This window comes from Microbacterium sp. STN6, from assembly GCF_026410545.1.
In the GTDB taxonomy this organism is placed as follows: Bacteria; Actinomycetota; Actinomycetes; order Actinomycetales; family Microbacteriaceae; genus Root112D2.
The window spans coordinates 186,749-212,862 of record NZ_JAPMIT010000001.1 but is presented as its reverse complement, the minus strand read 5'-3'; the positions used below and the strand labels follow the sequence as shown (position 1 = coordinate 212,862).

Genomic DNA, 26,114 nt, shown 5'->3' with positions numbered 1-26,114 from the left:
CCGCGAGCGCGGCACAGCATGAAGACTACAACGTTGCAGAGACCGCCTAGTTCGTGAGCGGTGGCACGGTGCGCGGGCGAACCACGAGCCAGAGCGCGGCGACCGAGATGGTGGCCGTGACGGCCATGATGCCGCCCATCGGCACGGCGTCGCTCAGCCCGAGCGCGCCGAGCACGCCCACGAGCGGCGAAACGATGCCCGCCATCCCGAAGTTGACGGCGCCGAGAACGGATGCCGCGGTGCCGGCCTCGTGCCCGTGAGCGTTGAGGCCGAGAACCTGCACGCACGGAAAGCTGAACCCGCAGCACATGATGAAGAACCAGAGCGGAATGAGGATGCCCCACAGCCCTGCGCCCGCCGAGTCGAGCACCACGATGAGCACGCCGCAGGCGAGCATGCCGATCGTGGTCGCGGCGAGGATCCACTGCGGGCCCACGTACTTGGTCAGCCGGGAGCTGGCCTGCACGCCGAACACCACACCGAGCGAGTTGACGGCGAAGAGGAGCCCGTACTGCTGGGCGTCGAACGAGTAGATCTGCTGGAAGAGGAACGGCGACGCCGAGAGGTAGGCGAAGAGCCCCGAGAACGTCATGCCGCCGACGATCGCGACGCCGACGAAGACCCGGTCCGAGAAGATGGCATGGTAGCGCTGGCGCGCGGTGGAGTGCCCCGAATCCTGCCGTCGCTCCTTCGGCAGCGTCTCGACGATCCACAGGAAGACCGCAATGATCACGAGCGTGCCGTAGCCGGCGAGCACCCAGAAGATACCGCGCCACGGCATGATGAGCAGCAGTTGCGAGCCGATCACGGGCGCGAGCACAGGCGCCAGACCACTCACGAGCGCCAGGCGCGAGAGCATGCGCACCAGCGGGCGCCCGCCGAACAGGTCGCGCACGAGTGCCATGGCGACCACGCCGCCCGCTGCCGCGCCGAAGCCCTGCAGAACCCGGAACGAGCCGAGCCAGGCGATATCGGGCGAGAGCGCCGCGCCGACCGAGGCGACCACGTGCAGCCCGGTTGCCAGAATCAGGGGCAGGCGCCGACCCACCTTGTCGCTCCAGGGCCCAACGATCAGCTGCCCGACGGCGAAGCCCACGGTCGTGCCCGTGAGGGTCAGCTGAATAAGCGCGGCCGGCACATCGAAGTCGTGCTCGAGGGTCGGGAACGCGGGCAGGTACAGGTCGATGGTGAAGGGGCCGAGCGCCGTGAGCGCGCCGAGCACGAGAACGTAGACGAGACGCTCACGGCCCGAAAGCGAGTCCCCCGGGTGCACAACGGTGGTCATGCGTTCCTTTGCTGTGGGTGGGATCGAATCGATTCGAGAGCGCCAGCTTACTATGCCGTGGATGCGGGCTTCGCGCCATCCGCTCGGTTGAACGCCACTCGGCCCGCCGAAGTGCCGACTGGCGCGAATCGTCATTCGGCGTAGCCTGCCAGACGCAGAAACGACACGCTGCGCCGGGCGACGTTGCCCGAATGACGACGAAGGAGACGCCATGACGCGAACGCTGAACGAGCCGCGAGACCCGAAGACCGGGCACGAGGAGTTCAAACTCAAGCGACACGTGGGCATGATCGGCCTGCTGTTCACCGCCATCGGCTCGATCATCGGCTCGGGATGGCTGTTCGGCGCGTTCCACGCCTCGCAGATCGCGGGACCGGCGGCCATCTTCTCGTGGCTCATCGCCGCTGTCATGATCATTCTCATCGGGCTCTGCTACGCGGAGCTCGGCCCGATGTTCCCGATCTCCGGCGGCGTGGTGCGCTACCCGCACCTCGTGTGGGGCTCGTTCGGCAGCTACTCGCTCGGCTTCATCACGTGGATCGCCTCGGCCGCAGTGCCCGCCATCGAGGTCGTCGGGGCGCTCACATACGCAACCAAGTTCGCGCCGTTCACCGTGAAGGCCACCGACAACGGAGCGACGGCGCAGGTGCTCACGCCGCTCGGCATCGTCGTCGCCATCGCGCTGCTCGCCGTGTTCGTGGTCATCAACTACTACGGCGTGCGGCTCTTCGCGCAGGTCAACAACGTGCTCGTGTGGTGGAAGCTCTTCGTGATCGCACTCGTGATCGTCGTGTTCCTCATCACCGCGTTCGCCACCACGCGCATGGGCTCGCCCGAGAACTTCACCTCTGCGGGGTTCGCGCCCAGCGGCTTCTCGGCCGTCTTCGTGTGCATCTCGACCGCCGGCATCACGTTCTCGTACCTCGGATTCCGCCAGGGCATCGAGCTCGCCGGCGAGACGAAGAACCCGAGCCGCAACATCCCCATCGCGCTTATCGGCTCGGTCGCCATCTGCGCGATCCTCTATGCGCTGCTGCAGCTCGCGTTCACGCTGGCCGTGCCTGCGCACGTTCTGACCTCGTCACACGGATGGGCGGGCCTCGCATTCAACAACGACTTCGGGCCGCTGGCCGCCCTCGCCAGCCTCGCCGGCCTCGCGTGGCTGGCCTACATCCTGTACTTCGACGCCATCATCTCGCCGACCGACACAGGCCTCATCTACACGACCATCGCATCCCGCGTCTCGTACGCCATGGGCCGAAACGGAAACGCACCGCGCTGGCTGTCGACGAACAACAAGTTCGGCGTTCCCTACTGGAGCCTGCTGGTGACGTTCCTTGTGGGCATCGTGCTGCTGCTGCCGTTCCCGAGCTGGCAGTCGCTGGTCGGCTTCATCACGAGCGCCACGGTCGTCTCGTTCGGGTCGGGCCCGCTGGTCGTCGCGGTGCTGCGTCGCAAGCTGCCGAATCGCGAGCGACCGTTCCGGCTGCCCGGCGGCGACATCATTCCGTTCCTCGCGTTCTACAGCGCCAACATGATCGTGTTCTGGGCGGGCTGGGCGACCAACATGAAGCTGCTCATCACGATCCTCATCGGCTACGTGCTGCTCATCGTGTTCGAGATCGCGGGACGCAAGAACGGCCGCAAGCCCACCCTGAACATCAAGGTCGGGGCGGCGTGGGTCATCCCGTGGTTCGTGCTGTTCGGACTCGTCAGCTGGCTGTTCGACCCGGCCGCGCATCCGGCCATGTTCTTCTGGGTTTTCCTCATCAACCTAGTGATCAGCGCGGTCATCTACTGGATCGCGGTGAAGGTCACGCTCTCGACCGACACCATCAATGAGTACATCGAGGATGCGGCCGAGGAATCAGCGGACGAGGAGAAGCTCGCCGGCGGCCACATCGGCTGAGCGCCATCGGCTGAGCGCCATCGGCTGAGCGCGTCGACGTCGCGCACAGCGCGAGCGCGTGACCGGGTCGGGGCACATGTGGAGTGCGCGCGACAAACACCCACAAAATGGCCCGACCCTCGAAGACTCCGCCACCCCCGCAACCGGGTCGGGGCACATGTGGAGTGCGCCCGACAAACACCCACAAAATGGCCCGACCCTTGGGGCTGTCGACGCCGGGGACGTGAAGAGGTCGGTGAAGCGAGGGACTAGAACGTGCCGAGGTCGGTGAAGCGAGGGGCTAGAACGCGCCGGGGTCGGCGAGCACGCGCTCGAAGGCCCGCTCTGCGGCCCCGATCATAAGCACGTTCGTGCCCAGCTCGGCGCGCGCGATGCGCAGCGACTCCCCCGACGCCCCGAGCGCCGCCGACGCCACCAGTTCGTCGAGCCGCCCGGGCGCCGCCGAGAGCAGCGCCCGCAGGAACCCGCCGAGCACGATCAGCTCGGGGTTGAACACGTTCGTCGCATTGCGCACCGCCACCGCCAGGAACCGCAGCTGCCGTTCGACCTCGTCGCGCACCCGAGGGTCAGCGGATGCCGCAAGCTCCCGCTCCAGCTCGTCAGCGTCGGCGGTCTCCAACCCCAGCACGGCGAGCAGCGACCGCTGGCTGACCTCGGTCTCGAGGCAACCGATCGCGCCGCAATGGCAGCGCACGCCCGCGCTGTTGACGAGCGTGTGGCCCAGCTCGCCCGCGTATCCGGAGATGCCGGCGAGCGGCACACCACCCGTGATCACGCCCGCGCCGATGCCGCTCGCGCCTCCGTTGATGTAGACGAGGTCGCTGACGCCGCGGCCGGCGCCGAAGAGGTGCTCGGCACCGACGCCGAGGTTCGCGTCGTTCGCGGCGAGAACGGGCAACCCCGTGGCATCCGCGAGCATGTCGGCGAAGGGTTCGTCGACCCACGTGAGGTGCGGGGCGAGACGCACCACGCCGTCGCTCTCGCGCACGAGGCCCGGGATGGCGGCGCCGATGCCCACGACGTGCGACGCGGCGCCCAGCTCGACCCGCAGACCGTCGATCACGGCGGCCGCGATGACCACGGCTTCGTTCGCCGTCGGCATGGTCTCGGTAGCGTGGCGCACCCGGCGCAGCAGCGTACCGTCGAGACCGATGACGCCGACCGTGACAGCGTCGACCTCAGGGTTCACCGCGAGCGCGAGCACACCGGGATGCGCACCGACAACAGGGCTCGGTCGCCCGACGCCGTTCTTCTCCTCTGGCACGCTCTCGGTGACGAGGCCGCGCTCGACGAGTTCGCCCACGAGAGCGGCAATGGTCGAGCGGTTCAGACCCGTCACCCGCGTCAGCTCGGAGCGCGACCGGGTGCCCGAGCGGTGCACGAGCCCGAGCACGGTCGAAAGGTTGTGTCGTCTGACGGTGTCGAGGTTGTTGCCGACCACGGCGCTCGCGGCCAACTCAGGCGGGGATTCGCTTGGTGGCGGCCAGCTCGGCGTACCAGCGGGCGCTGTCCTTCGGCAGGCGCTCGAGCGTGTCGTAGTCGACGCGCACGATACCGAATCGCTTGGTGTAGCCGTAGCCCCACTCGAAGTTGTCCATAAGCGACCACACAAAGTAGCCGCGCAGGTCGACGCCCGCCTCCAATGCCCGGTGCACGGCGGTGATGTGGCGGCGGAGGTAGTCGACGCGGTTCTCGTCGTGAACGGCCGGGCCACCGGCATCCGTCGATACGACGTCGTCGAAGGCCACACCGTTCTCGGTGACCATCAGCGGCTGGTCGGGGAACTCGGCGTGCACCGCCGTCAGCAGCTCTTCGAGGCCGCTCGGCTCGATGTTCCAGCCCATCTCGGTGTACGGGCCGGGCTGCGGCAGGAACTCGATGTCGTCGGCGCCCGGCCACGGCGAGGCGCCGACCGCCTTGTGCCCGTCGGCGCTGGCACGCTCGCCCTCGCCGCTCCAGACGCGCACGAGCGTGGTCGAGTAGTAGTTGATGCCGAGAATGTCGATTCTCTGCCGAATAGTCTCGAGGTCGCCCGGCTCGACGAACGACCAGTCGGTGAGCGCCCTGGTGTCCTCAAGCAGGTCGGCCGGGTATGCGCCGTGCAGCATGGGCCCGGTGAAGCAGCGGTTGGCGAGCGCGTCGATTCGCCGCACCGCCTCGGGCCCGCTTGTGCCCTCGCCGCGAAGCGCATGCAGGTTGAGGGTGACCGAGTACTGGGGGTCATTGGTTACGACCTCGCGAAGGGCGCGGATGGCCAGGCCGTGCGCGAGGTTCAGGTGGTGAACGGCGCGCAGTGCCGCCACGGGTTCCGTTCGCCCTGGCGCGTGCGCTCCGGACGCGTAGCCGAGGTACGCGGAGCACCACGGCTCATTGAGCGTGGTCCACACGGCGACCCGGTCTCCGAACGCCTCGCCCACGATGCGGGCGTAGTCGCCGAACGCCTCGGCCGTCGCCCGGTTGGCCCAGCCGCCCTCGTCTTCGAGCGCCTGCGGCAGATCCCAGTGGTAGAGCGTGGCAACCGGCGTGATGCCGCGTGAGATGAGCCCGTCGATGAGCCGCGAGTAGAACGCGAGGCCCGCCTGGTTCACGGGGCCGCGGCCGGTCGGCTGAATGCGCGGCCACGCGATGGAGAACCGATACGCGTCGAGGTTCAGGCTCTTCATCAGGTCGAGGTCTTCCTCGACCCGGTGGTAGTGGTCATCGGCCACGTCACCCGTGTCGCCGTTCACCACCCGCCCGGGAGTGTGGCTGAAGGTATCCCAGATGGAGGAACCGCGCCCATCCTCGCTCGCCGCGCCCTCGATCTGGTACGACGCGGTCGCCGACCCGAACACGAAGTCTGCGGGGAACTGCAGGCCCGAATCCCGATAGTCGTCTCTGCCCGCCGTACCCGCTGCCGTCTGCGTCACCGCCGCACCGATACCTCTCCGTCGACCGGGCGAATCTCCTCGCCCGCTCCAACGACTTTAACGCTCCACGCGCCGCGTGACGTACTGCGCAGCCGCACGGCGTCATCCGTGCGCTCGATCACGAAGTCTGCCGCGGTGCCGTCCGGCGAGGTCACGGTGAGCGTACGGGCAGCGGATGCCGCATCCGCTGCATATACGTCGAGTCGCAACCCGTCGAGGTAGTCGTAGTCGGGCCGGTCGTCCCTGGCGCCGACGGGGATCACGGCTCCCTCGCGCACGTACAGCGGCAGCGACGCGAAGCCGTGCCTCTCGCGGCGCCACCGGCCGCCGACGACCCGCTCACCGGTGACGTAGTTGGTCCAGGTGCCGTGCGGCAGGTAGAACTCGACCTCGCCGTCGGCCGAGAACACGGGGGCGACGAGCAGGTCGGCGCCCAGCATGTACTGCCGGTCGAGCTGGGCGACCGCGGGGTCGAGTGGGAACTCGAGCTGCATGGGTCGCATGATGGGCGTGCCGTGCGTGTGGGCCTCAAGGCCCGCCGCGTACAGGTACGGCATGAGCCGCAGCTTGAGCTTGGTGAAGGCGCGCGTGACGCTCACGGCGCTCTCGGGGTCGGCCTCGGCCGCCTCGTCGGCGTCGAACGCCCAGGGCACGCGGTACGAGTCGCTGCCGTGCAGGCGCGAGTGGCTCGACAGCAGACCGAACGCGGCCCAGCGCTTGAATACGCCGGGGTCGGGGGTGCCCTCGAAGCCGCCGATGTCGTGGCTCCAGAAGCCGAAGCCGCTGAACGCGAGCGACAGCCCGCCGCGCAGCGTCTCGGCCATCGACTCGTAGCTCGAGGTGTTGTCGCCGCCCCAGTGCACGGGCAGCTGCTGTCCGCCCGCGGTCGCCGACCGGGCGAACAGCACCGCCTCGCCCGCGCCGCGTGCCTCCTCGAGCACGTCGAACACGGCCTGGTTGTAGAGCTGCGTGTAGTAGTTGTGCATGCGCTCGGGGCTCGAGCCGTCGAAGTAGTCGATCTCGAGGGGGATGCGCTCGCCGAAGTCGGTCTTGAACGCGTCGACGCCCTGGCCGATCAGGCGCCGCAGGTGGCCCTGGTACCAGCGGGTCGCATCCGGGTTCGTGAAGTCGACGAGACCCATGCCCGCCTGCCACAGATCCCACTGCCAGACGTCGCCGTTGGGGCGCTTCACGAGGTAGCCGGCCGCGGCCGCCTCGGCGAACAGCGGCGAACGCTGGCCGATGTACGGGTTCAGCCAGACGCATACGTGCAGGTCCTTCTGGTGCAGGCGCGTCAGCATGCCCTCCGGGTCGGGGAACGTGCGCGGGTCCCACTCGAAGTCGCACCAGTTGAACTCGCGCATCCAGAAGCAGTCGAAGTGGAAGACGCTCAGCGGCAGGTCCCGCCTTGCCATCGCGTCGATGAAGCCCGTGACGGTGGCCTCGTCGTAGTTGGTGGTGAAGCTCGTCGAGAGCCACAGGCCGTACGACCAGGCCGGCACCGTGGCGGGACGGCCGGTGAGCGCCGTGTACCGCTCCAGAATCTGCTTCGGCGTCGGCCCATAGATGAGGTAGTACTCGAGGCTCTCCCCCGGCACCGAGAACTGCACGCGCTCGACGGCCTCGCTGCCAATCTCGTACGAGACGTGGCCCGGGTGGTTCACGAGCACGCCGTAGCCGCGGTTCGTCAGATAGAAGGGAACGTTCTTGTACGACTGCTCGCTCGACGTGCCGCCGTCGGCGTTCCAGATGTCGACGACCTGGCCGTTCTTCACGAGCGGCCCGAAGCGCTCGCCCAGGCCATAGACCAGTTCGCCGACGCCGAGCGCGAGCTGCTCGTGCACGTAGTGATGGTGACGAGACGGATGCCGCTCATCCGCTGATCGCGCGTTGCCCACGATCGTGCTGGTCACCTCGGCGTCCGGCGCGACGGTCATGTAGCCCTGCGCCTTGTCGCCGCTGGAGGTGAGGGTGCGGCCGGCGGCCGAGAAGGAGAGGTTCCAGCCGGGGCCGCGGGTGACGGTGGCCGTGAGCTCGCCTGCGGTGAGGGAGGCGAGCGCATCCGTCACCTCGGTTGTGACGTGACCGTTCTCGCGCGCCAGGTCGAAGCCGAGCTCATCGCGCACGCCCTGGAAGTGCTCGATGCGCACGCCCACCACGTTGGGAATCGGCGAGCTGAGCGTGACCGTGAGTACGGGACGGTTGAGGGTGTCGCCGCGGCGCTCGATCACCTTGGTGGGCGCGGTGACGACGAGCGTGTCGTCGCCGCTCGCGTCGCTGACCACCTCGATGCCGTATGCCTCGCGTGCGTAGAGGGGCTCGACGCCGGGGCGGACCTGCCAGAAACCGTCGGTGAACTTCACGTGCTGCCTTTCGAGTGGTGCTGCGCAGCGGCTACTTGACGGCGCCGGCGGTGATGCCGCGCGTCAGGGTGCGCTGGAAGATGAGGAAGAAGATGAGCGTCGGGATCAGGCCGAGCAGGGCCGAGGCGCTTGTGGTCGTGACATCCATGAGCCGCTGGCCCTGCAGCGCGGTGATCGCCACGGGCACGGTCTGGTTGTCGTTGCTGATCAGGAACGTCAGCGGGATCAGGAACTCGTTCCATGTCCAGATGAAGAAGAAGATGAGCAGAACCGAGAGCGTCGGCCGTGAGATGGGCACGATCACGCGCCACAGGATCTTCCAGCGGTTCGCGCCGTCGAGCGCCGCGGCCTCGAGGATCTCCTTCGGGAACGTGCCGTAGACGCTCGAGAGCAGGTACGTGCCGAACGCGCTCTGGATCACCGTGAAGATGATGATGATCGACCACACGTTGTCGTAGAGGCCCACCTGCTTGAACATCATGTACAGCGGGTAGAGCAGCGCCTCCTGCGGGATCATGTTGGCCAGCAGGAACAGCACGATGATCCAGGTTCTGGCGCGCACCCGCCCGATGCCGAGCGCGAACGCGTTGAGCACCGAGATGACGACGGCGAAGATCGAGACGAGGCCCGAGATGAAGATGCTGTTCCAGAGCTTCAGCGGGAAGTCGACGCGGTTCCAGAAGTTCGCGATGCTGTGGAAGTCGATGGCCTTCGGCAGCTGCAGCGGGCCGCCCGCGCTGTAGTCCGCGGGCGACTTGAACGAGTTGATGAGGATCAACAGGAACGGCGCAACGATCAGGATCGCGATGATGATCGCGATCACGAGGATCACGTAGTCGGTGGCGGTGCGCTTCGGCTTCTGCTTGTGCAGGGAGCGGGAGGGGTCCCCGGCGCCGCGGCGCCGGGCATCCGTCTTCGCGGGTGACGTGGTGGATGCGGTGGTGGACATCAGTTGGAACGCTCCGCCTTCTCGGCGCGGTTCTGCGCAAGGATGAACAGGATCGAGACGATCACGATGATGACCGTGAGCGCCGTGGCGATGGTGGCGCCGTAGCCCACCTGCTGGGTCTGGAAGAACTCGCTGTACGAGTAGTAGCTCGGCACGATCGTGGAGGTGCCGGGCCCGCCTCGCGTCAGCGCGTAGATGGGACCGAACACCTTGAGCGCCGCGATGGTACAGGTGAGCGTCACGACGAAGATCTCGGGACGAATGATCGACACCGTGATCGCGCGGAACCGCTGGAACCAGTTGGCACCGTCGAGCTCGGCGGCCTCGTACAGTTCGGGGTCGACGCGCTGCAGTGCGGCCATGAAGATGACGACCGGGTAGCCCAGCTGTACCCAGACCATGACGACCATGATGCTGGCGAGCGCCGTGTCGGGGCTGCCGAGCCAGTTGTGCGAGAGAGAGCCGAGGCCGATCGCGTTCAGGATGTTGTTGAGCGCGCCGTCGCTCGGTCTCAGGATCCAGCCGATGACGATGGCGGCGATGACGACGGGCAGAATCTGCGGCAGGTAGTAGGTGGCCCGCAGGAAGCTCGCGAGCTTGCCGCCGAACTTGCGGCCGACGAGGTCGAAGAGCATGGCGGCGAGCACCAGGCCGAGCAGCGTCGGTGCGACCACCATGGCGATGATCATGGCGATGCTGTTGAGGAACGAGGTCCAGAAGACCTGGTCGCTGAACAGTCGGGTCCAGTTGTCGCCGCCGATCCAGATGGGGGGAAGGATGCCGCGGTACGACGTGAAGCTGAGGTACACGTTCCACCCCAGCGGCACCAGAATGATGACGGTGAGCAGGGCGAAGCCGGGAACGAGGTACCACCAGAAGCCACCCCGGCCGCTGTACGGCAGCATGCTGTCGTTGCGGCGCTTCGGGCGGCGGACCGGCGGCCGCTGCGCAGACAGGGTGGTCACGGTGATTGCCTTTCGCGTGGCGTGATTGAGGGGCGGATGATGGGGGCGCCGACTCGCGTCGACACCCCCATCGGTGGTGCTACTTGACGCCGGCGATGCCTTGCTCGTACTCAGTGCCGAGCTCGGTGTTGACGTCCTTCGGGCTCTTCGTGCCGTTCAGCAGCTCCTGCAGGCCGGCGTTGAGCTGGTCGTAGAAGGTGGGCGTGGGCCAGTCCGGGTAGAACGCGATGCCGTCCTTGTCGGTCAGAGCGTTGAAGTTCGCGATCAGCTCCTTGCTCTTCGGGTCGGTGATGTCGGCCGGGTCGGCCGCGACGGGGATACCGCCGTTGTTGCCCATGAGCGCCTGGATCTTCGGGCTCATCGTGATGTCGATGAACTTGTACGCGAGATCCTTGTTCTTGGCGTTGGCGGGCACGACCCACATGTTGCCGGCCGAGCCGGGCGACATTGTGGTGCCGGGGAACAGGAACGTGCCCCAGTCGTAGCCCTTGATCTCATTCGTGAAGCGGCCGTACCACCAGCTGCCCGAGAAGAAGATGGGGTACTTGCCCGCCTCGAACGCGGTTCCCGCATCCTCGGCCTTCAGCCCCGTGGCATCCTTCGAGATGTAGCCCTTGTCTTCCCAGTCCTTGATGGTCTTGGTGGCGTAGCTGAGCTCCTTGCCCTGCCAGTCGACCTTGTCGGTGTACGTCTGGTAGGCGTTGACCCAGTTGCGGTCGGCCTTCGTCAGCGCGAGCTGGTACCAGAGCTGGCCGAGCGGGTACTCGGCGGCGGATTCGGCGAGCGGCGTCACGCCGTTCTCCTTGAACGTCGCCATGGCCTTCTCGAAGTCATCGAGGGTCTTGGGGATCTCGATGCCGTACTTCGCGAACATGTCCTTGTTGTAGTAGACCTCGACGTACTCGCCATAGGTGGGCACACCGAACCAGTTGCCCGAGCCCATGATGCCCTTTTTGCTGTACTTGGCCGTGGTCTGCAGGCTCGGGGCCAGCTTCTTGTCCCAGCCGTACGCCTTGACGGCGGAGTCGAGGTTGGTGAGCAGGCCCTGGCTCGAGATGAGGCCGGCCGTGGCGTTGCCCTTGTTGTACTCGAGAATGTCGGGCGCCTTGTTCGAGTTCAGCACCTGGCTGGCCGTCGTGCGGATCTGCTCGAAGGCCTTCGCCTCGAACTTCACCTTGGCGCCGGTCTCCTGCTCGAACTGCTTGATGGCCGCGTTCCACGCGATGCCCATCGCACTGGTGTCGTCTTCGTAGTCCCACAGCGTGAGCGTCTTGCCCTTGCCGTCGGGGTTCTTGTTGATGGTGTCGCCGTTGCTGCCGTTGCCGCCGCTCGAGCTGCTTGAGCAGCCGGCGAGCAGCATGGCTCCCGCGACCACGATGGCCCCGAGTGCGAGATGCCTCTTACGCATCGAATACCTCCTCGTAATGGAGCGGATGCGCGATGCAGGCCTCGCAGCCACCCCGATGCAATTTGTTGACGACGCCAACATAAACACATCCGGCGCCCGGTTGCAAGTCTCAATTCGGCAACTTTCGGGATCGTGCCGGACGACATGCTCGACTGCGCCTAGACAACGCCGGTTTTGTTCGAGTCGCACACAAACGGGCCAATTTCGCCGAATCCGCGTGTTCGCGACGAGATCGGGTGGTGTGCCACACAGTGTCGTCGCGAACACCCACGCTCGGCAACGCGGCGCGGCGGACGCGTGCGCGGGCGCGGGCGCGTGCGCCGAGCGCGAGTCGGCGTGCGCGTGCGCCGAGCGTGGGTCGGCGTGCGCGTGCGCCGAGCGTGGGTCGGCGGGCGCGTGCGCCGGCCGCCTCACGCGGCAGCGAGGGCGTACGATGCGGGGTCGTCGAGCAGCTCGGCGAACGCCAGTTCGCCGGCGCCGATCATGAGCTGGTCGCGGCCGAGCGCGGCACTGATCACGCGCACGCTCTCGCGAGCCGAGCGGATGGCGCGCTTCGCGAGATCCCACTCGTCGTCTGTGCGCCGAGCGCGATACAGGGCGTCGAGATATCCGCCGAGCACGACCACGCTCGGGTTGAACACGTTCACGGCGTTGCGCACGGCGATCGAGAGCAGCTCGAGATCCTCGTGCACGAGCCGATGCACCGCGTCGCTCGCGCTCGTCGCGAGCGCATCCGCCAACTGGTCCTCGTGCGCGTTGTCGAGCCCGACCGCGTCGAGCAACCGCTGCTGGGTCACCTCGGCCTCGAGGCAGCCGTTCGCGCCGCATGCGCACTCCAGGCCGCCGCTTCGCACGAACGTGTGGCCGAACTCCCCCGCGTAGCCGGCCGCGCCCGTCACCCAGTCGCCGTCGGTGACCGCGCCGCCGCCCACGCCGCTCGCCCCGCCGATGAAGTAGACGAAGTCATCGACGCCGCGACCGGCACCGAAGACGCTCTCGGCCCGCATGCCGAGAATGGCCGCGTTGGCTGCCGACGCGCGGTACCCCGTGGCGCTCGCGAGCATCGCGGTCAGCGGCTCCTCGGCCCAGCCCATGTGCGTGGCCTCGCGCACCTGACCGTCCGAGAGGCGCACCTGGCCCGGCACCGCCACGCCCATGCCGATGACGTGCTCGGCGCGCTCGTGGCCCGAGACGAGGCCGGCGATTCCCGCGGTGGCCCGCGAGACGACCTCGGGCACGGTGAGCGTGCGTTCCGTTTCGAGGCGGATGCGCCGCAGCACCTTTCCGCCGAGGCCCACCACGCCGATGTGCAGCGCGTCGACCTCCGGGTTCACGGCGATCGCCACGACCGAGCTGCTCACGCTGACGATGGGGCTCGGCCGGCCCGCCCGCGAACCGTTCTCCGGCATGCTCTCGCTTACAAGGCCGAGCTCGACGAGGTCGGCAACGCAGGCGCCGACCGTGGAGCGGTTCAGCCCGGTGCGCCGCGTGATCTCGGCCCTCGAGAGAGCACCATCGCGGTGTACGAGCGTGAGGATCGCCGACAGGTTCGCTCGGCGCAGCCGATCCGTGGTGCCGCGCGCCGACGCCAATCGCAGCGCGGGATCATCGGCTGAAGACATGTGACGACTTTATCTCTGCGTGCCAGGCTCGCTCGGCGACGCTCAGCTCACCACGACTCCGGCGTCGCGCCGAGCGGCACCGGCTGCGGGCGCTCGACGCTGCTGGAGATGTCGACCACGCGGTGCTCTGCGCCCGCCACCAGCACGGCCTCCATGATCTCGAGCACGTGCAGCGCCAGCTCGCCCGAGGCACGGTGCGAGCGCTTGGTCTCGATCGCGTGCGCCATGTCAGCGAGACCGAAGCCGCGGGCGGCGTCTGCATAGCCGGCGGCAACCGGCAGGGTGCTCCACTCGCCGGCATCCGCGGTGTAGACCTCGACGCTCTCTGAGAACCGGTTCGGGTCTGGCACGGCGATGGTGCCTGCGGTGCCGTAGACCTCGAACAGCGGCGTGCGCGTGGCCCACACCTCGAAGCTCATGGTCACGGTCGCGGTCACGCCGCTCTCGTGCTCGAGAAGCGCGCTGACATGCGTGTCGACCGCGACCGGCACCGCTGCACCGGCCGACGCACCCTTGGCCACGGTGCGTTCGCGGGCAGAGCGCGTCGTAACGCCGCTCACGCGCACGACCGGGCCGAACAGCGTCACGAGGCTCGTGAGGTAGTACGGGCCCATGTCGAAGAGCGGTCCGCCGCCCGGCTGGTAGTAGAACTGCGGCGCAGGGTGCCACAACTCGTGGCCCGCCGCGCTCCAGTGCACGGATGCCGCAACCGGCTCCCCTACGAGGCCCGCGTCGAGCGCGTGCCGTACCGTCTGGATTCCCGTGCCGAGTACGGTGTCCGGCGCGCTGCCGACGCGCAGCCCCTGCGCGCGGGCGAGCTCGAGCATGGGAGTCGCCTCGGCCACTGTGAGCGCCAGCGGCTTCTCGCCGTACACGTGCTTGCCCGCCTCGAGCGAACGTATGCCGATTTCGGCATGTACCGCCGGAATGGTCAGGTTGAGCACCACATCGACTCGATCGTCGGCGAGCAGTTCATCAACCGTGAGCGCCTCGACGCCCTGTTCTGCGGCGACCTCGGCGGCGCGCTGCGCGTTGACGTCGGCGACGGCCACGAGCTCGAGCCCCGGCAGGGCCGGAAGCGTCGCGAAGTACTGCGCGCTGATGTTGCCGACGCCGATGACACCGATTCTCAGCGGGCTGCCCACAGCAGCCCCCTCTCGACGATCATGCGCACGTTCGGGTCGTCGAGCACCTCGAGGCGGTGGCCGGCCGTGCAGACGAAGATGCGGCCGGCGCCCCACTCGCGGGTCCACACTGCCGGCGTCGTCACGGGCCGGTGCCACGGGTCGAAGGCGCGTGCCTCAACCGTGGTCGTCGCGAGCACGTCGTTGTAGTCGTCGCTCAGCACCCAGTACTGCTCTGTGGTGAGCGTGAAGTCGCTGAGGCCCGCCACGATGGGATGCTCGGCTCGCTCCGGCACAATGTTGATGGTGTAGGTCAGGTAGTTGTCCTCCTGCCCCCCGGCGAGCTCGCTCTTCGGCGCCTTCGCGGCGTGATGCGCGAACTGGCCGCCGATCATCTGCAGGTAATCGGCGCTGTTTCGGTATGAATCGGCGATGCCGCCATGCCAGCCGCCCATGCCGGTGCCGTTCTTCACGGCCGCGATGAGGCCGGCGAGCTCGTTGTCGGCGATGGTGTTCATGGTGTTCGTCTGCACGATGAGGTCGACGCCCGCCATGTAGTCGGCGTCGGCGTAGATGCCGCTCGATTCCTCGACACGAACCTCGAAGCCGTTCGCCTCAAGGAACGGAATCACCGACTCGGTCGTCTCGACCGGCTGGTGTCCGTCCCATCCCCCGCGCACCACCAGCGCGCGTCGCGTTGCGCCGTTCACTTGCTCTCCTCCACGTCGTTATCCACCTGTTGCCACGATGACCGATTCGCCGCACTCGTCTCAACCGCGTCGAGCACCCGCTGCACCTGCAGGGCATCGGCGAACGAGGGGCGAGGCTGCTCGCCGCCGGCAATGTCACGCACGAGATCGACGACCTGGTGCGTGAAGTTGTGCTCGTAGCCGAGGCCGTGGCCCGCGGGCCACCAGTTGCCGACATACGGATGCTCGGGCTCGGTCACGATGATGCGGCGGAAACCCCGCGCATCCGCTCTGTCACTGCCGTCGAAGTACTGCAGAATGTTCGACTCCTCGAAGTCGAAGGCGACGGAGCCCTCGCTGCCGTTGATCTCGAGCCGCACGGCGTTCTTGCGCCCAAGCGCGAACCGGGTGGCCTCGAAGATGCCGACGGGGCCGCCCTCGAAGCGCGCCGTGAACATGGCCGCGTCGTCGACCGTCACCGGCCCCTTCGCCACGTCGTCGCCAGTCTGCCCGTGGCCGCCGAGCCCCACCATCTCGCCGCCGAGCGGCCGCTCGACCACGAACGTCTCGAGCACCGCCGAGACACCCTCGATGCGCAGACCGCTCACCCACTGCGCCATGTCGATGCTGTGGGCGCCGATGTCGCCGAGCGAGCCGCTGCCCGCCTTCGCCTTGTCGAGCCGCCAGGTGAGCGGCGCGTTCTCGTCGCTCAGCCAGTCCTGCAGGTACTGGGCCCGAATGTGACGGATGCGCCCCAGCCGGCCTTCTTCAACGAATCGGCGGGCGAGCGCGAGCGCCGGCGTGCGCCGGTACGAGTAGCCGCACATGGCGTAGACCCCGGCGAGCGCGGCGCGCTCGGCGGCATCCGTCATCTCGCGTGCCTCGGCCACGCTGTTGGCAAGGGGCTTTTCGCACAGCACGTGCTTGCCGGCCTCGAGCGCGGCGATCGCGATGTCGCGGTGCGTGTCGCCTGGCGTGCAGATGTCGATGAGGTCGATGTCGTCGCGCTCGATGAGGCGGCGCCAGTCGGTCTCGACCGAGGCCCAGCCCATGCGGTCGGCCGCCTCGCGCGCGGCCTGCTCGTTACGGCCGGCCAGCGCCGTCAGTTGCGGCGTCATGGGCAGGTCGAAGAAGCGGTGGGCGTTGCGCCACGCGTGTGAGTGGGCGGCGCCCATGAACGCGTAGCCGACCATGCCGACGCGCAGGGGCGTGGTCTGGTTCGGTGACGAGGCGTGAACCACTGTTCCATCTCCTTCGAAGGCTGCAGACCGGATGGCCGGTCCCTGAACGACCCTAACCCGTCGGGCGCCTCAGCCGGTCACCGACGAGCACGTGCTGAAGCGGGTGGCGGGCGGCGGGGGCGGCAGGTTCACACTCCCACGGGCGCCGAGCGCACCGGTGCGCCGAGGTCAACGGAGACCACGCGCGCGTCTCTCGTCGTGACTCGGTGCACATCGCCCGTGATCGCGAGGATCGCGCGCGGGGTCGCTGTGCCGGGCAGGCGTCGAACCGCCGCCTGCTTCGAGTTGACGATCGCCCCGCCGGTCGCCTCTTCGGTGATGCCGGCGGCAGAGGCTGCCGCGTGCGAGGCGACCCACACCTCCACGTCACCCGGCTCGACGATGCGCGTCATGCGGCGGTCGCTGAAGGCGAAGCGGGTCGTCGGCACGGTGAAGCTCACCCGCACGGACTGCCCGGGCTCGAGTTCGACGCGCGTGTATCCGAGCAGCTGCGCGACGGGCCGCGTGATCGAGGCCTGCACGTCGTGCCCGTAGAGCTGAACGGTGTCGACGCCGGCCACGTCGCCCGTGTTCGTCACGGTCACCGAGGCGGTGAAGTGCTCGCCCGCGCGCACCGCCGCATCCACGCTGAACTCCGAGTAGGCGAACGACGCATACGACAGTCCGAACCCGAACGGCCGCAGCGGCGTCGGGTCGGTCGCCGTCACGTCAGAGGGGCCGCCCAGAATCGGGTGCAGGTACGAATACGGCTGCGCTCCGGCCGAGCGCGGCAGCGAGACGGGGAGGCGGCCGGAGGGGTTGACCGTGCCGGTGATGACATCGGCGATGGCCAGGCCGCCGCCCTCGCCGGGGAAGAATGCTTGCAGCACGGCCGCGGGCGCCGTCTCGGCGCCGTCGAGCGCCCAACTGACCGCATACGGCCGGCCGGTGATCAGCACAACGACCGCGGGAGTGCCGCTCGCCACGACCGCCTCGACAAGCTGCCGCTGAACGCCGGGCAGCTCGAGCGACTCTGAGTCGTTGCCCTCGCCGACCGTGCCGCGACCGAAGAGCCCGGCCTGATCGCCGACGACCACGATCGCCAGCTGCGCGGATGTCGCCGCGGCCACGGCCGCCGCGATGCCGGAGGTGTCATCGCCCTCGACCGAGCACCCCTCTTCGTAGACGAGTTCTGGCGTCGCGCGGCCCGAGGCTCGGAACGATGCGGTCAGCGCCTCGTACACGGTCGGGATCTCGAATCCGAGCGGCAGTTCGGGGTAGCCGGCGAGCACATGATTGGCGAAGGAGTAGCAGCCCTGAAGCGCCTCAGCCCGGTGGGCGTTGGGGCCGATGACGGCAACGCGGGGGTGAGGGGTGTCTGCGGCCGAGAGCGGCAGCACGCCGTCGTTCGACAGCAGCACGATCGACTCCTCGGCGAGCTGGCGGGCGAGCTGCTGATGCCGGGGCGAATCGAGGTCGACCTGCTCGGGCGGATCGTTCTCAAACGCGTCCTGCTCGAGCAGGCCGAGCTCCTCCTTCTGCGCGAGGGCGCGCAGCACCGCCCGGTCGACATACGCCTCATCGAATTCCCCGGCGCGGATGCGGTCGGCGAGCGGCTGCAGGTATGCATCGCCGGTCGGCAACTCGATGTCGATGCCCGCCTCGAGCGCCAGCGCCGCCGCCTCGCCGCGGTCGGCCGCGACGGCGTGCATGACCTCGAGGAACGCCACCGCGAAGTAGTCGGCGACGACCACGCCCTCGAACCCGAGCGTGTCGCGCAGCAGGCCGGTGAGGTAATCGCCGTTCGCGGCCATGGGGATGCCATCGACGTCGGTGTAGGAGTTCATCACCGACTTCGCGCCGCCGTCGAGAAGCGCCATCTCGAATGGGGGCAGGAACACGTCGGCGAGCTCGCGCGGGCCGGCGTGCACCGGGGCGTGGTTGCGCCCAGCGCGTGAAGACGAGTAGCCGAGGAAGTGCTTGAGCGTCGCGTGCACACCCGCATCCTGCAGCCCGCGCACATACGCGGTGCCGACGGTGCCCACGAGGTAGGGATCTTCGGCGATGCACTCGTCGACCCGCCCCCAGCGCGGGTCGCGCACGACGTCGAGCACGGGTGCGAGCCCTTGGTGGATGCCGAGCTGCTTCATGGAGTCACCGATGGCGCGGCCCACCTGCTCGACCAGCTCGGGGTCGAACGACGCACCCCATGCCAGCGGGGTCGGGAACGTCGCGGCCTTCCAGGCGGCAAGCCCCGTGAGACACTCCTCGTGCACGAGCGCGGGGATGCCGAGCCTCGTCTCCCGCTTCAGCCGGCGCTGCTCGCCCCAGAGCCAGGCCGCGCGCTCGGCAGCCTCGACCGGCCTCGTGCCGTACACGCGCGTGTAGTGCCCGATGCCGTGTGTGGTCACCTCGGCGAGGTCTCCCGCGGGCTTCTGCCCCGCGGCCATCTCGCCCTGCATGGGAGCGACGAGGCCGTTCTGGTCGAGCCAGTAGCCCACGATCTGCGCGAGCTTCTCTTCGAGGCTCATGCTCTTGTGCAGCGCTCGCACGCGCTCGGAGACCTCGGGCATGCGGACATCGGCGGCGGTCACAGAATCATCACTTTCGTTTTCAGAACGGCAGAGGAGTGCCAGGGTGTTGCGGGCCCCGACCGCATGGGCGCGATCGGGCGCCGCAGCTCACCCCTTGACCGCTCCGGTGAGCCCGCCGACAATGCGCCTCTCGAAGATGGTGAAGAAGATGAGCGCCGGGATCATGGACAGGGAAGTGAATGCCAGCACCTTGGCTGTGTCGACCGAGTACTGCGAGGCGAAGGCCTGCACGCCGAGCGGAAGGGTGAACGTCGACTGATCATTCAGAATGAACAGGGGCAGCAGGTAGCTGTTCCAGCTGGCGATGAACGCAAGAATGCCCACCGTCACGACGCCGGGAACCGACAGCGGCACAACCATGCGGAAGAAGAAGCCGAGCCGGCTGGCCCCGTCGATCGACGCGGCCTCCTCGATCTCGTCGGGGATCGCCTTGAGGAACGGCACCAGAATGATCACGGTCGTCGGCAGCGCGAACGCGATCTGCGGCAGGATCACGCCGGCCAGGTTGTTCATGAGGCCGATGTCCTTGACCAGGATGTACAGCGGCGTGATCGCCACCGTCATGGGGAACATGAGGCCCGCGGCGAACAGCGAGTACATGGCGCCGCGCCCCTTGAACTCGTACCGCGCGATCACGAAGCTCACCATGACGCCGAGAACGACGACCCCGACGGTGGTGGTCAGGCCCGCGATCGCGGAGTTGCCGATCTCGAGCCAGAACGTCGAGCTTGTGAGCACGCTCGCGTAGTTGTCGAACTGCCACGGGCTCGGCCAGCCGGCGGGCGACGACGTGATCTGCGAGTTGCTGCGGAATCCGCCGATGACGATGTAGAGCACCGGTGCGAGGCACACCGCGATGAAGACGAGGGCGATGAAGTAGGTGACCGGGCTGCCCCAGTGGCTGGACTCGGCCGCGCCCTTCTTCTCTTTGCGGGGCTTCTCAGTGCCCGCCGCGCGGTTCAGTGTGATGGCTGACATTACTTCTGCCTCTCAGTGACTGCGCCCGCCATGTCGCGGCGCAACACGAAGCGCTGGTAGACCAGTGCGATAACGAGTGAGATCAGGAACATGACGACGGCGACGGCATTGCCGTATCCGTAGTTGCCCGAGGTGCGCCCGTTGGCGACCATGTATGTCGCCATGGTCGAGACGCCCGCCGTCGACGCGATGTACTGGCCCCAGATGATGTACACGAGGTCGAACAGCTGCAGCGAGCCGATGATCGACAGGAACGCCCAGATGCGAATCGTGGGGCCGAGTAGCGGAAGTGTGATGCGCCGCTGGATCTGCCAATAGCTTGCCCCATCGATCGCCGCCGCCTCGAAGAGCTCTTCAGGGATGCTCTGCAACCCTGCGAGGAAGAGGATGACGGCGAAGCCGATGTACTTCCACGAGATGATGATCATCAGCGACCAGATGGCGATGCCCGGATCAGAGAGCCAGTCGGCCTTGAGGAAGCCGAGCCCGATGCTCTGCAGCAGGTCGTTGACCGCGCCGGAGGTCTGCAGCATGAGGCTCCAGCCGACACCGACGATGACCTCGGAGATGACGTACGGTACGAAGATCAGCACGCGGATGATGGACCGCCCGCGGATCTTTCGGTTGAGCAGAAGCGCCAGGACGATCGCGACGGGCCCCTGAATCACCAGGGAGAGTACGACGATGATGCCGTTGTGGATCAGCACCTCGTGGAACGCGGTGTCCTTGAAGATGACCAGATAGTTGCCGAGGCCGACGAAGTCAAGCGGCGGCCCGAAGCCCTTCCAGCGGAAGAAGCCGTAGTAGGCGGCGAGCGCCACCGGAAAGATGACGAACCCGACGAAGACGATGATCGCCGGTCCGGAGAGGACGGTGATTTCGAGACGCTTGCGCCAATCGGTTGCTCGTCGCCTCGGCCGCGGCTCGGCTGGGGACGCCGCACTGCGTGCGACGCCCCCGGCCGTCTGCGTGCCCTGAGGCGGCTGCTGATCGGTCAACGACGATGCGCCTTGGGGCCTGCTCATATTGTCTGACTATCCCTTGGCCGCGGCCTCGTCGACCGCCTTGATGATTCCCTCGGGGGAGCCCTTGCCGGCCAGCAGGTCGACGACGGCAGTGTTGAGCGCGTTGCCGACGTTCTGCCCGTAGAGGGTGTCAAGGTACTGCGACACGAAGGGCGCCTTGTTGAAGGCCTCGAGGACCGACTTGAGGTACGGCTCCGTGATGACGCCCTGCGCGTCCTTGTTCACGGGGATCGCGTTGAACGCCTTGTAGTAGGCCTCCTGCACGTCCTTCTTCGTGATGTAGTTCAGGAACTCGGTGCATTCCTTCACCGGCGCCTTAGCGGAACACGAGTACCCGTCGATGCCGCCCATCATGGAGCCGGGGGCGCCCTCACCGCCCGAGATGGCCGGGAACGGGAACCAGCCGAGGTCGGGAAGCGGCTTCTTGTCCGGCGTCAGCGACGCGATCACTCCCGGGTCCCATGCGCCCATGAGCTCCATGGCGGCCTTGTGGTTGGCCACGAGGCCAGCGGAGCTGCCCGCGCCCTGCTGGGCGGCAGTCGTGAGGAAGCCGTCGTTGAACGGGTTTGTCTGCTTGAACGCCTCCAGATCCTTGCCCGCCTTGATCCAGCACGGGTCGTCGAACTTCAGCGTCTCCGCCGTCTTCGACAGCGTCTGCTCGCTGCACTCGCGCAGCGCGAAGTTGTAGTACCAGTGCGCGGCAGGCCAGGCATCCTTCGCGCCCACGGCGATGGGTGCGACGCCGCTCGACTTGAGCTTCGACACTGCCGAGTTCAGCTCGTCCATCGAGGCGGGTGGCGTGTCGATGCCGGCCGCCTTGAAGAGGTCCTGGCTGTAGTAGATGCCCTCGGGCAGCACGTCGACGGGCATCGCGTAGATCTTGCCCTTGTACGACTCACCCTTGAACGCCCCGTCGCCGACGGCGGCCTTCGTATCGGCACTGATGTGGTCGGTGATGTCGAGCACCTGGCCCGCGTCGACCATTGCGGCCATCTTGCCGCCACCACGCTGCAGGAAGATGTCGGGAGCGTTGCCCGAGTTCATCGCGGTCTGCAGCTTGCCGTCGAGGTCTTCGTTCTGAATGGTCTGGATCTTGATGGTGACGTTCTTGTGCGAGGCCTCGAAGTCTTTGACCGTCTTCGCCCAGAATGCCTTGCCTGGCCCGGTGGTCGAGTTGTGCCAGAAGCTCATCGTGACCTTCTTGCCACTGTCTGCCGACCCGCCGTTGTCGCCTCCGCTCGTGCAGGCAGAGGCGAGCATCGCGGTGCTCGCGGCGAGCGCGATAATGCCCGCGACTCGAATTTTCCTCTTCATTGTGGAAACTCCTTGGTAGTGATTGGTGACACCGGCAGCGCCTCTGCCGCGAATAGAGCATCGCACCGGCATCCGCGATTTGTCAATCGATATCGATAACGTTTTCGAAACGTCTCCTTTTCGCGTCGATCCGGGCCGCGCTGGCTGTACTGTAAGCACTATGAGCACCGACGTCGAGCCCTCTCCCCTGCTGGGGCGAGTGACGATCACCGACGTCGCGCGAGCCGCGGGAGTCTCAGTTCCCACGGTCTCGAAGGTGGTGAACGGCCGCTACGGCGTCGCCGCCGCGACCTCCAAGCGCGTGCTCGAAGTGGTCGAGGAGCTCGGCTATGAGACGTCGCTGGTGGCGAGCAGTTTGCGTCGCAGGCAGACGAATGTCATCGGCATTCTCGTGGCCGAGTTCGAGTCGTTCTCGGTCGAACTGCTCAAGGGCGTCTCGGCCGCCGCCGCGGGCACGGGATACGAGGTTCTCGCGTATTCGGGGCTGGTGACGGATGGCAGCCCGACGGGCTGGGAGCGCCGATCCCTCTCGCGCCTGGCCGGCACCCTCATCGACGGCGCCATCATCGTGACGCCCACGGTGCTCATGCCCACGACCTCCATTCCCGTCGTGGCGATCGACCCGCACACCGGCCCGGGCGGACCGTCGACGATCGACTCCGACAGCGTGGGCGGCGCACGATCGGCGACGCGGCATCTCATCGAGCTCGGCCATCGTCGCATCGCTCATATCCGCGGCCGTGGCGACCTCGCATCCGCACAATTGCGCGAGGAGGGGTACCGCCAGTCTCTTGCCGAGGCCGGCATCGCCTTCGACCCCGAGCTCGTACGCGACGGCGGCTACAAGGCCGCGCTCACCTCTGATGCGGCGCGCGAGTTGCTCACTAGGGCCGACCGGCCGACCGCCGTCTTCGCCGCGAACGACATGTCGGCGCTCGGCGTGCTGAAGGTCGCCGCCGAGCTCGGGCTGCGCGTGCCCGAGGACCTCTCTGTCATCGGCTTCGACGACATTCCCGAAGCGGCGAGCGCGACGCCGCCGTTGACCACCATGGCGCAGCCGCTGCACGACCTCGGGGCCCAGGCGCTGCAGATGCTGGTGCAACTGCTCGACGGTCACGATGTGCCGAACCACGTGCAGCTGCCCGCGAAGCTCGTGGTGCGGGCGAGCACCGCCGCTGCCCCTGCGGCCTGAGGCCGCGAGGGGCGCTTGCGCCCGTCGCGCATCCTGATATGTTTGGTCAAACAACATTTCTCGCATCATTCGAAAGCGAACTGCACCGATGCACGCTGCCTCCGTCTCCTCTCTCCGGGCGCCCGCTCACCGCCTGCACGAGAGCACGCTGACGGTCACGGATGCCGCCGGTCGCCCGCTGCCGGGCGCCGAACTCGTCGTGGCCCAGACACGCCACGCCTTCTGCTTCGGCAACATCGGCTTCGACTTCATCCCGCTCGCAAACGGTGAGCCGGACGAGATCGGCACCGAGCAGCTCGCCGACCTGTTCGTCGATGTCTTCAACACCGCCACCCTGCCCTTCTACTGGGGCCGCTTCGAGCCAGAGCGCGGCAGGCCCGACACCGCGCGGCTGCAGCAGACGGCCCGCTTCTTCCGCGATCGCGGCGTCGCCCTGAAGGGCCACCCGCTCGTGTGGCACACGGTGCAGCCCGACTGGCTTCTCGGCCTGCCGCTCGACGAGGTCGAGCGCCTGCAGCGCGAGCGCATCCGCCGTGACGTGGCCGACTTCGCCTCTCTCATCGACACGTGGGATGCCATCAACGAGGTCGTCATTATGCCGGTGTTCGCGAACGGCGACAACGGCATCACGCCGCTCGCCCGGGCGAAGGGGCGCATCCCCATGATCCGCCTCGCCTTCGAGGAGGCTCGCGCCGCAAACCCGCGCGCCACGCTGCTGCTGAACGACTTCGACCTCTCGAGCGCGTACGAGTGCCTCATCGAGGGCGTGCTCGAGGCCGGCATCCGCATCGATGCGCTCGGCCTGCAGACGCACATGCATCAGGGCTACTGGGGCGAAGAGAAGATGCTCGCCATGGTGGACCGGTTCGCCCGCTACGGTCTGCCGCTGCACCTGACCGAGACCTCGCTCGTCTCGGGCGACGTGATGCCGCGCGACATCGTCGACCTCAACGACTACCAGGTCACCGAGTGGCCATCCACGCCCGAGGGCGAGGCCAGGCAGGCCGATGAGCTCGAGCGGCACTACCGCTCGCTCGTCTCGCACCCCGCCGTCGAGGCCATCACGTATTGGGGCATCACCGACGCGGGCGCCTGGCTCGGCGCGCCGATCGGCCTCGTGCGCTCCGACGGAACGCCCAAGCCGTCCTACGAAGCGCTGCGTAGGCTGGTGAAGGACGAGTGGTGGCTTGCGCCGACGACCGTCGTCACGGATGCGCACGGGCGCGTCACGGTGACCGGCTTCGAGGGCGACTATGAGTTGCGCGCTGGGGCAGCATCCGCTCACTTTTCTCTTCGTTCCGACACGCAACACACACCTCATCCATCCAAACGAGACGCTGAAGGGCTGATCACATGACCCCCACCCCCACCAAGGCCGACAAGTTCTCCTTCGGCCTCTGGACCATCGGATACAACGGCACCGACCCGTTCGGCGGGCCCACCCGTCCGCAGCTCGACGTGGTCGAGGCGGTGCACAAGCTCGCGGAGCTCGGCGCATACGGCCTGACGTTCCACGACGACGACCTGTTCGCGTTCGGCTCGACCGACGCCGAGCGGCAGAAGCAGATCGACCGTCTCAAGCAGGCGCTGGCCGACACCGGCATCATCATTCCGATGGTCACCACCAACCTGTTCAGCGCGCCGGTCTTCAAGGACGGCGGCTTCACCTCGAACGACCGCGACGTGCGCCGCTTCGCGCTGCGCAAGGTCATTCGCCAGATCGAGCTCGGCGTCGAGCTTGGCGCCAAGACGCTCGTCATGTGGGGCGGGCGCGAGGGCGCAGAGTACGACTCGGCCAAGGACATCCGTGCCGCGCTCGAGCGCTACCGCGAGGCCGTCAACCTGCTCGGTGACTATGTGACGGATAAGGGCTACGACATCCGCTTCGCGATCGAGCCGAAGCCGAACGAGCCCCGCGGCGACATCCTGCTGCCCACGCTCGGTCACGCGCTCGCGTTCATCGAGACGCTGGAGCGCCCCGAGCTCGTCGGCGTGAACCCCGAGGTGGGTCACGAGCAGATGGCCGGCCTGAACTTCGCCGCCGGCATCGCGCAGGCGCTGTACCAGGGCAAGCTGTTCCACATCGACCTCAATGGCCAGCGCGGCATCAAGTACGACCAGGACCTCGTGTTCGGGCACGGCGACCTGCAGAACGCGTTCGCGCTCGTCGACCTGCTCGAGAACGGCGGGGCGAACGGCGGCCCCTCGTACGACGGCCCGCGCCACTTCGACTACAAGCCGTCGCGCACCGAAGACATCACGGGGGTCTGGGACTCGGCCGCGGCCAACATGCGCACCTACCTGCTGCTGAAGGAGCGGGCGGCCGCGTTCCGTGCCGACCCGGAGGTGCAGGAGGCGCTCGAGGCCTCGCGCGTCGCGCAGCTGTCGGTGCCGACGCTCGGCGAAGGCGAGTCGTACGACGACCTCATCGCCGACCGTTCGGCTTTCGAAGAGTTCGACACCGAGGCGTACTTCGGCGGCAAGGGCTTCGGCTTCGTGCGCCTGCAGCAGCTGGCCCTCGAGCACCTGCTCGGCGCCCGCGGCTGACCGTCCACGCCGCGCACAACT

19 protein-coding genes are annotated in these 26,114 nt (G+C 67.6%); 4 read left to right on the top strand and 15 right to left on the bottom strand.

The window, feature by feature from the left end; translation table 11 throughout:
- Positions 1 to 46 precede the first annotated feature (46 nt).
- Positions 47 to 1,285: a multidrug effflux MFS transporter gene (locus OSC27_RS00945; protein WP_267179542.1), complete on the bottom strand. Its 1,239-nt coding sequence runs from the start codon at positions 1,283 to 1,285 to the stop codon at positions 47 to 49.
- 211 nt (positions 1,286 to 1,496) lie between these two features.
- Here OSC27_RS00945 and OSC27_RS00940 point away from each other — a divergent pair, with 211 nt between their 5' ends.
- Positions 1,497 to 3,194, top strand: a complete 1,698-nt coding sequence (locus OSC27_RS00940) for an APC family permease (protein ID WP_267179541.1) — start codon at positions 1,497 to 1,499, stop codon at positions 3,192 to 3,194.
- Between the two features lie 280 nt (positions 3,195 to 3,474).
- On the opposite strand, the gene OSC27_RS00935 is transcribed toward OSC27_RS00940, so the two are convergent.
- The 14 genes from OSC27_RS00935 to OSC27_RS00870 form a co-directional block, all read right to left on the bottom strand.
- Positions 3,475 to 4,650: an ROK family transcriptional regulator gene (locus tag OSC27_RS00935; protein WP_267179540.1), complete on the bottom strand. Its 1,176-nt coding sequence runs from the start codon at positions 4,648 to 4,650 to the stop codon at positions 3,475 to 3,477.
- A 1-nt stretch (position 4,651) separates the two neighbouring features.
- Positions 4,652 to 6,103, bottom strand: coding sequence for a GH1 family beta-glucosidase (locus tag OSC27_RS00930; protein WP_267179539.1), 1,452 nt, complete (start codon positions 6,101 to 6,103; stop codon positions 4,652 to 4,654).
- The gene (gene yicI, locus OSC27_RS00925) at positions 6,100 to 8,466 is read right to left on the bottom strand and encodes an alpha-xylosidase (protein ID WP_267179538.1); all 2,367 of its coding nucleotides are present in this window, start codon (positions 8,464 to 8,466) and stop codon (positions 6,100 to 6,102) included. Before yicI ends, OSC27_RS00930 begins: the two co-directional genes overlap by 4 nt.
- A 31-nt stretch (positions 8,467 to 8,497) precedes the next feature.
- Positions 8,498 to 9,415, bottom strand: a complete 918-nt coding sequence (locus OSC27_RS00920; RefSeq protein ID WP_267179537.1) for a carbohydrate ABC transporter permease — start codon at positions 9,413 to 9,415, stop codon at positions 8,498 to 8,500.
- On the bottom strand, positions 9,415 to 10,320 hold the full coding sequence (locus OSC27_RS00915; protein WP_416348815.1) for a carbohydrate ABC transporter permease: 906 nt from the start codon (positions 10,318 to 10,320) through the stop codon (positions 9,415 to 9,417). Before OSC27_RS00915 ends, OSC27_RS00920 begins: the two co-directional genes overlap by 1 nt.
- A gap of 139 nt (positions 10,321 to 10,459) precedes the next feature.
- Complete coding sequence (locus OSC27_RS00910) at positions 10,460 to 11,788, bottom strand: ABC transporter substrate-binding protein (protein ID WP_267179535.1); 1,329 nt, start codon at positions 11,786 to 11,788, stop codon at positions 10,460 to 10,462.
- A 410-nt stretch (positions 11,789 to 12,198) separates the two neighbouring features.
- Complete coding sequence (locus OSC27_RS00905; RefSeq protein WP_267179534.1) at positions 12,199 to 13,410, bottom strand: ROK family transcriptional regulator; 1,212 nt, start codon at positions 13,408 to 13,410, stop codon at positions 12,199 to 12,201.
- Between the two features lie 47 nt (positions 13,411 to 13,457).
- Positions 13,458 to 14,555: a Gfo/Idh/MocA family protein gene (locus OSC27_RS00900; RefSeq protein WP_267179533.1), complete on the bottom strand. Its 1,098-nt coding sequence runs from the start codon at positions 14,553 to 14,555 to the stop codon at positions 13,458 to 13,460.
- Positions 14,540 to 15,244 (bottom strand): ThuA domain-containing protein, encoded by a 705-nt coding sequence (locus OSC27_RS00895; RefSeq protein WP_267179532.1) that lies wholly within the window; start codon positions 15,242 to 15,244, stop codon positions 14,540 to 14,542. The genes OSC27_RS00900 and OSC27_RS00895 overlap by 16 nt, the downstream gene beginning before the upstream one ends.
- The gene (locus OSC27_RS00890; RefSeq protein WP_267180390.1) at positions 15,241 to 16,416 is read right to left on the bottom strand and encodes a Gfo/Idh/MocA family protein; all 1,176 of its coding nucleotides are present in this window, start codon (positions 16,414 to 16,416) and stop codon (positions 15,241 to 15,243) included. Before OSC27_RS00890 ends, OSC27_RS00895 begins: the two co-directional genes overlap by 4 nt.
- 176 nt (positions 16,417 to 16,592) lie before the next feature.
- Positions 16,593 to 19,016 carry a beta-glucosidase family protein gene (locus OSC27_RS00885; RefSeq protein WP_267180389.1) on the bottom strand — a complete coding sequence of 808 codons (2,424 nt, stop codon included), beginning with the start codon at positions 19,014 to 19,016 and terminating at the stop codon, positions 16,593 to 16,595.
- Between the two features lie 108 nt (positions 19,017 to 19,124).
- Positions 19,125 to 20,015, bottom strand: coding sequence for a carbohydrate ABC transporter permease (locus tag OSC27_RS00880; protein WP_267179531.1), 891 nt, complete (start codon positions 20,013 to 20,015; stop codon positions 19,125 to 19,127).
- Positions 20,015 to 21,040 (bottom strand): carbohydrate ABC transporter permease, encoded by a 1,026-nt coding sequence (locus OSC27_RS00875; protein WP_267179530.1) that lies wholly within the window; start codon positions 21,038 to 21,040, stop codon positions 20,015 to 20,017. Before OSC27_RS00875 ends, OSC27_RS00880 begins: the two co-directional genes overlap by 1 nt.
- 9 nt (positions 21,041 to 21,049) lie before the next feature.
- Positions 21,050 to 22,354, bottom strand: coding sequence for an ABC transporter substrate-binding protein (locus OSC27_RS00870; RefSeq protein WP_267179529.1), 1,305 nt, complete (start codon positions 22,352 to 22,354; stop codon positions 21,050 to 21,052).
- Positions 22,355 to 22,514: 160 nt separating this feature from the next.
- On the opposite strand from OSC27_RS00870, the gene OSC27_RS00865 reads away from it, so the two are divergent.
- The 3 genes from OSC27_RS00865 (at position 22,515) to xylA (ending at position 26,093) form a co-directional block, all read left to right on the top strand.
- Entirely contained in the window at positions 22,515 to 23,546 is a 1,032-nt protein-coding gene (locus OSC27_RS00865; protein WP_267179528.1) for a LacI family DNA-binding transcriptional regulator, read from the top strand.
- Positions 23,547 to 23,634: 88 nt separating this feature from the next.
- The gene (locus OSC27_RS00860; RefSeq protein WP_267179527.1) at positions 23,635 to 24,903 is read left to right on the top strand and encodes an endo-1,4-beta-xylanase; all 1,269 of its coding nucleotides are present in this window, start codon (positions 23,635 to 23,637) and stop codon (positions 24,901 to 24,903) included.
- The gene (xylA, locus tag OSC27_RS00855) at positions 24,900 to 26,093 is read left to right on the top strand and encodes a xylose isomerase (RefSeq protein ID WP_267179526.1); all 1,194 of its coding nucleotides are present in this window, start codon (positions 24,900 to 24,902) and stop codon (positions 26,091 to 26,093) included. The genes OSC27_RS00860 and xylA overlap by 4 nt, the downstream gene beginning before the upstream one ends.
- The last annotated feature ends 21 nt before the right edge of the window (positions 26,094 to 26,114 follow it).

Coding starts and splice junctions, on each gene's coding strand:
- xylA (WP_267179526.1), top strand. CDS start 24,900: ATGACCCCCACCCCCACCAAGGCCGACAAGTTCTCCTTCGGCCTCTGG.
- OSC27_RS00865 (WP_267179528.1), top strand. CDS start 22,515: ATGAGCACCGACGTCGAGCCCTCTCCCCTGCTGGGGCGAGTGACGATC.
- OSC27_RS00940 (WP_267179541.1), top strand. CDS start 1,497: ATGACGCGAACGCTGAACGAGCCGCGAGACCCGAAGACCGGGCACGAG.
- OSC27_RS00910 (WP_267179535.1), bottom strand. CDS start 11,788: ATGCGTAAGAGGCATCTCGCACTCGGGGCCATCGTGGTCGCGGGAGCC.
- OSC27_RS00920 (WP_267179537.1), bottom strand. CDS start 9,415: ATGTCCACCACCGCATCCACCACGTCACCCGCGAAGACGGATGCCCGG.
- OSC27_RS00870 (WP_267179529.1), bottom strand. CDS start 22,354: ATGAAGAGGAAAATTCGAGTCGCGGGCATTATCGCGCTCGCCGCGAGC.
- OSC27_RS00905 (WP_267179534.1), bottom strand. CDS start 13,410: ATGTCTTCAGCCGATGATCCCGCGCTGCGATTGGCGTCGGCGCGCGGC.
- OSC27_RS00880 (WP_267179531.1), bottom strand. CDS start 20,015: ATGTCAGCCATCACACTGAACCGCGCGGCGGGCACTGAGAAGCCCCGC.
- OSC27_RS00915 (WP_416348815.1), bottom strand. CDS start 10,320: ATGCTGCCGTACAGCGGCCGGGGTGGCTTCTGGTGGTACCTCGTTCCC.
- OSC27_RS00860 (WP_267179527.1), top strand. CDS start 23,635: ATGCACGCTGCCTCCGTCTCCTCTCTCCGGGCGCCCGCTCACCGCCTG.
- OSC27_RS00885 (WP_267180389.1), bottom strand. CDS start 19,016: ATGCCCGAGGTCTCCGAGCGCGTGCGAGCGCTGCACAAGAGCATGAGC.
- OSC27_RS00890 (WP_267180390.1), bottom strand. CDS start 16,416: ATGGTCGGCTACGCGTTCATGGGCGCCGCCCACTCACACGCGTGGCGC.
- OSC27_RS00875 (WP_267179530.1), bottom strand. CDS start 21,040: ATGAGCAGGCCCCAAGGCGCATCGTCGTTGACCGATCAGCAGCCGCCT.
- OSC27_RS00945 (WP_267179542.1), bottom strand. CDS start 1,285: ATGACCACCGTTGTGCACCCGGGGGACTCGCTTTCGGGCCGTGAGCGT.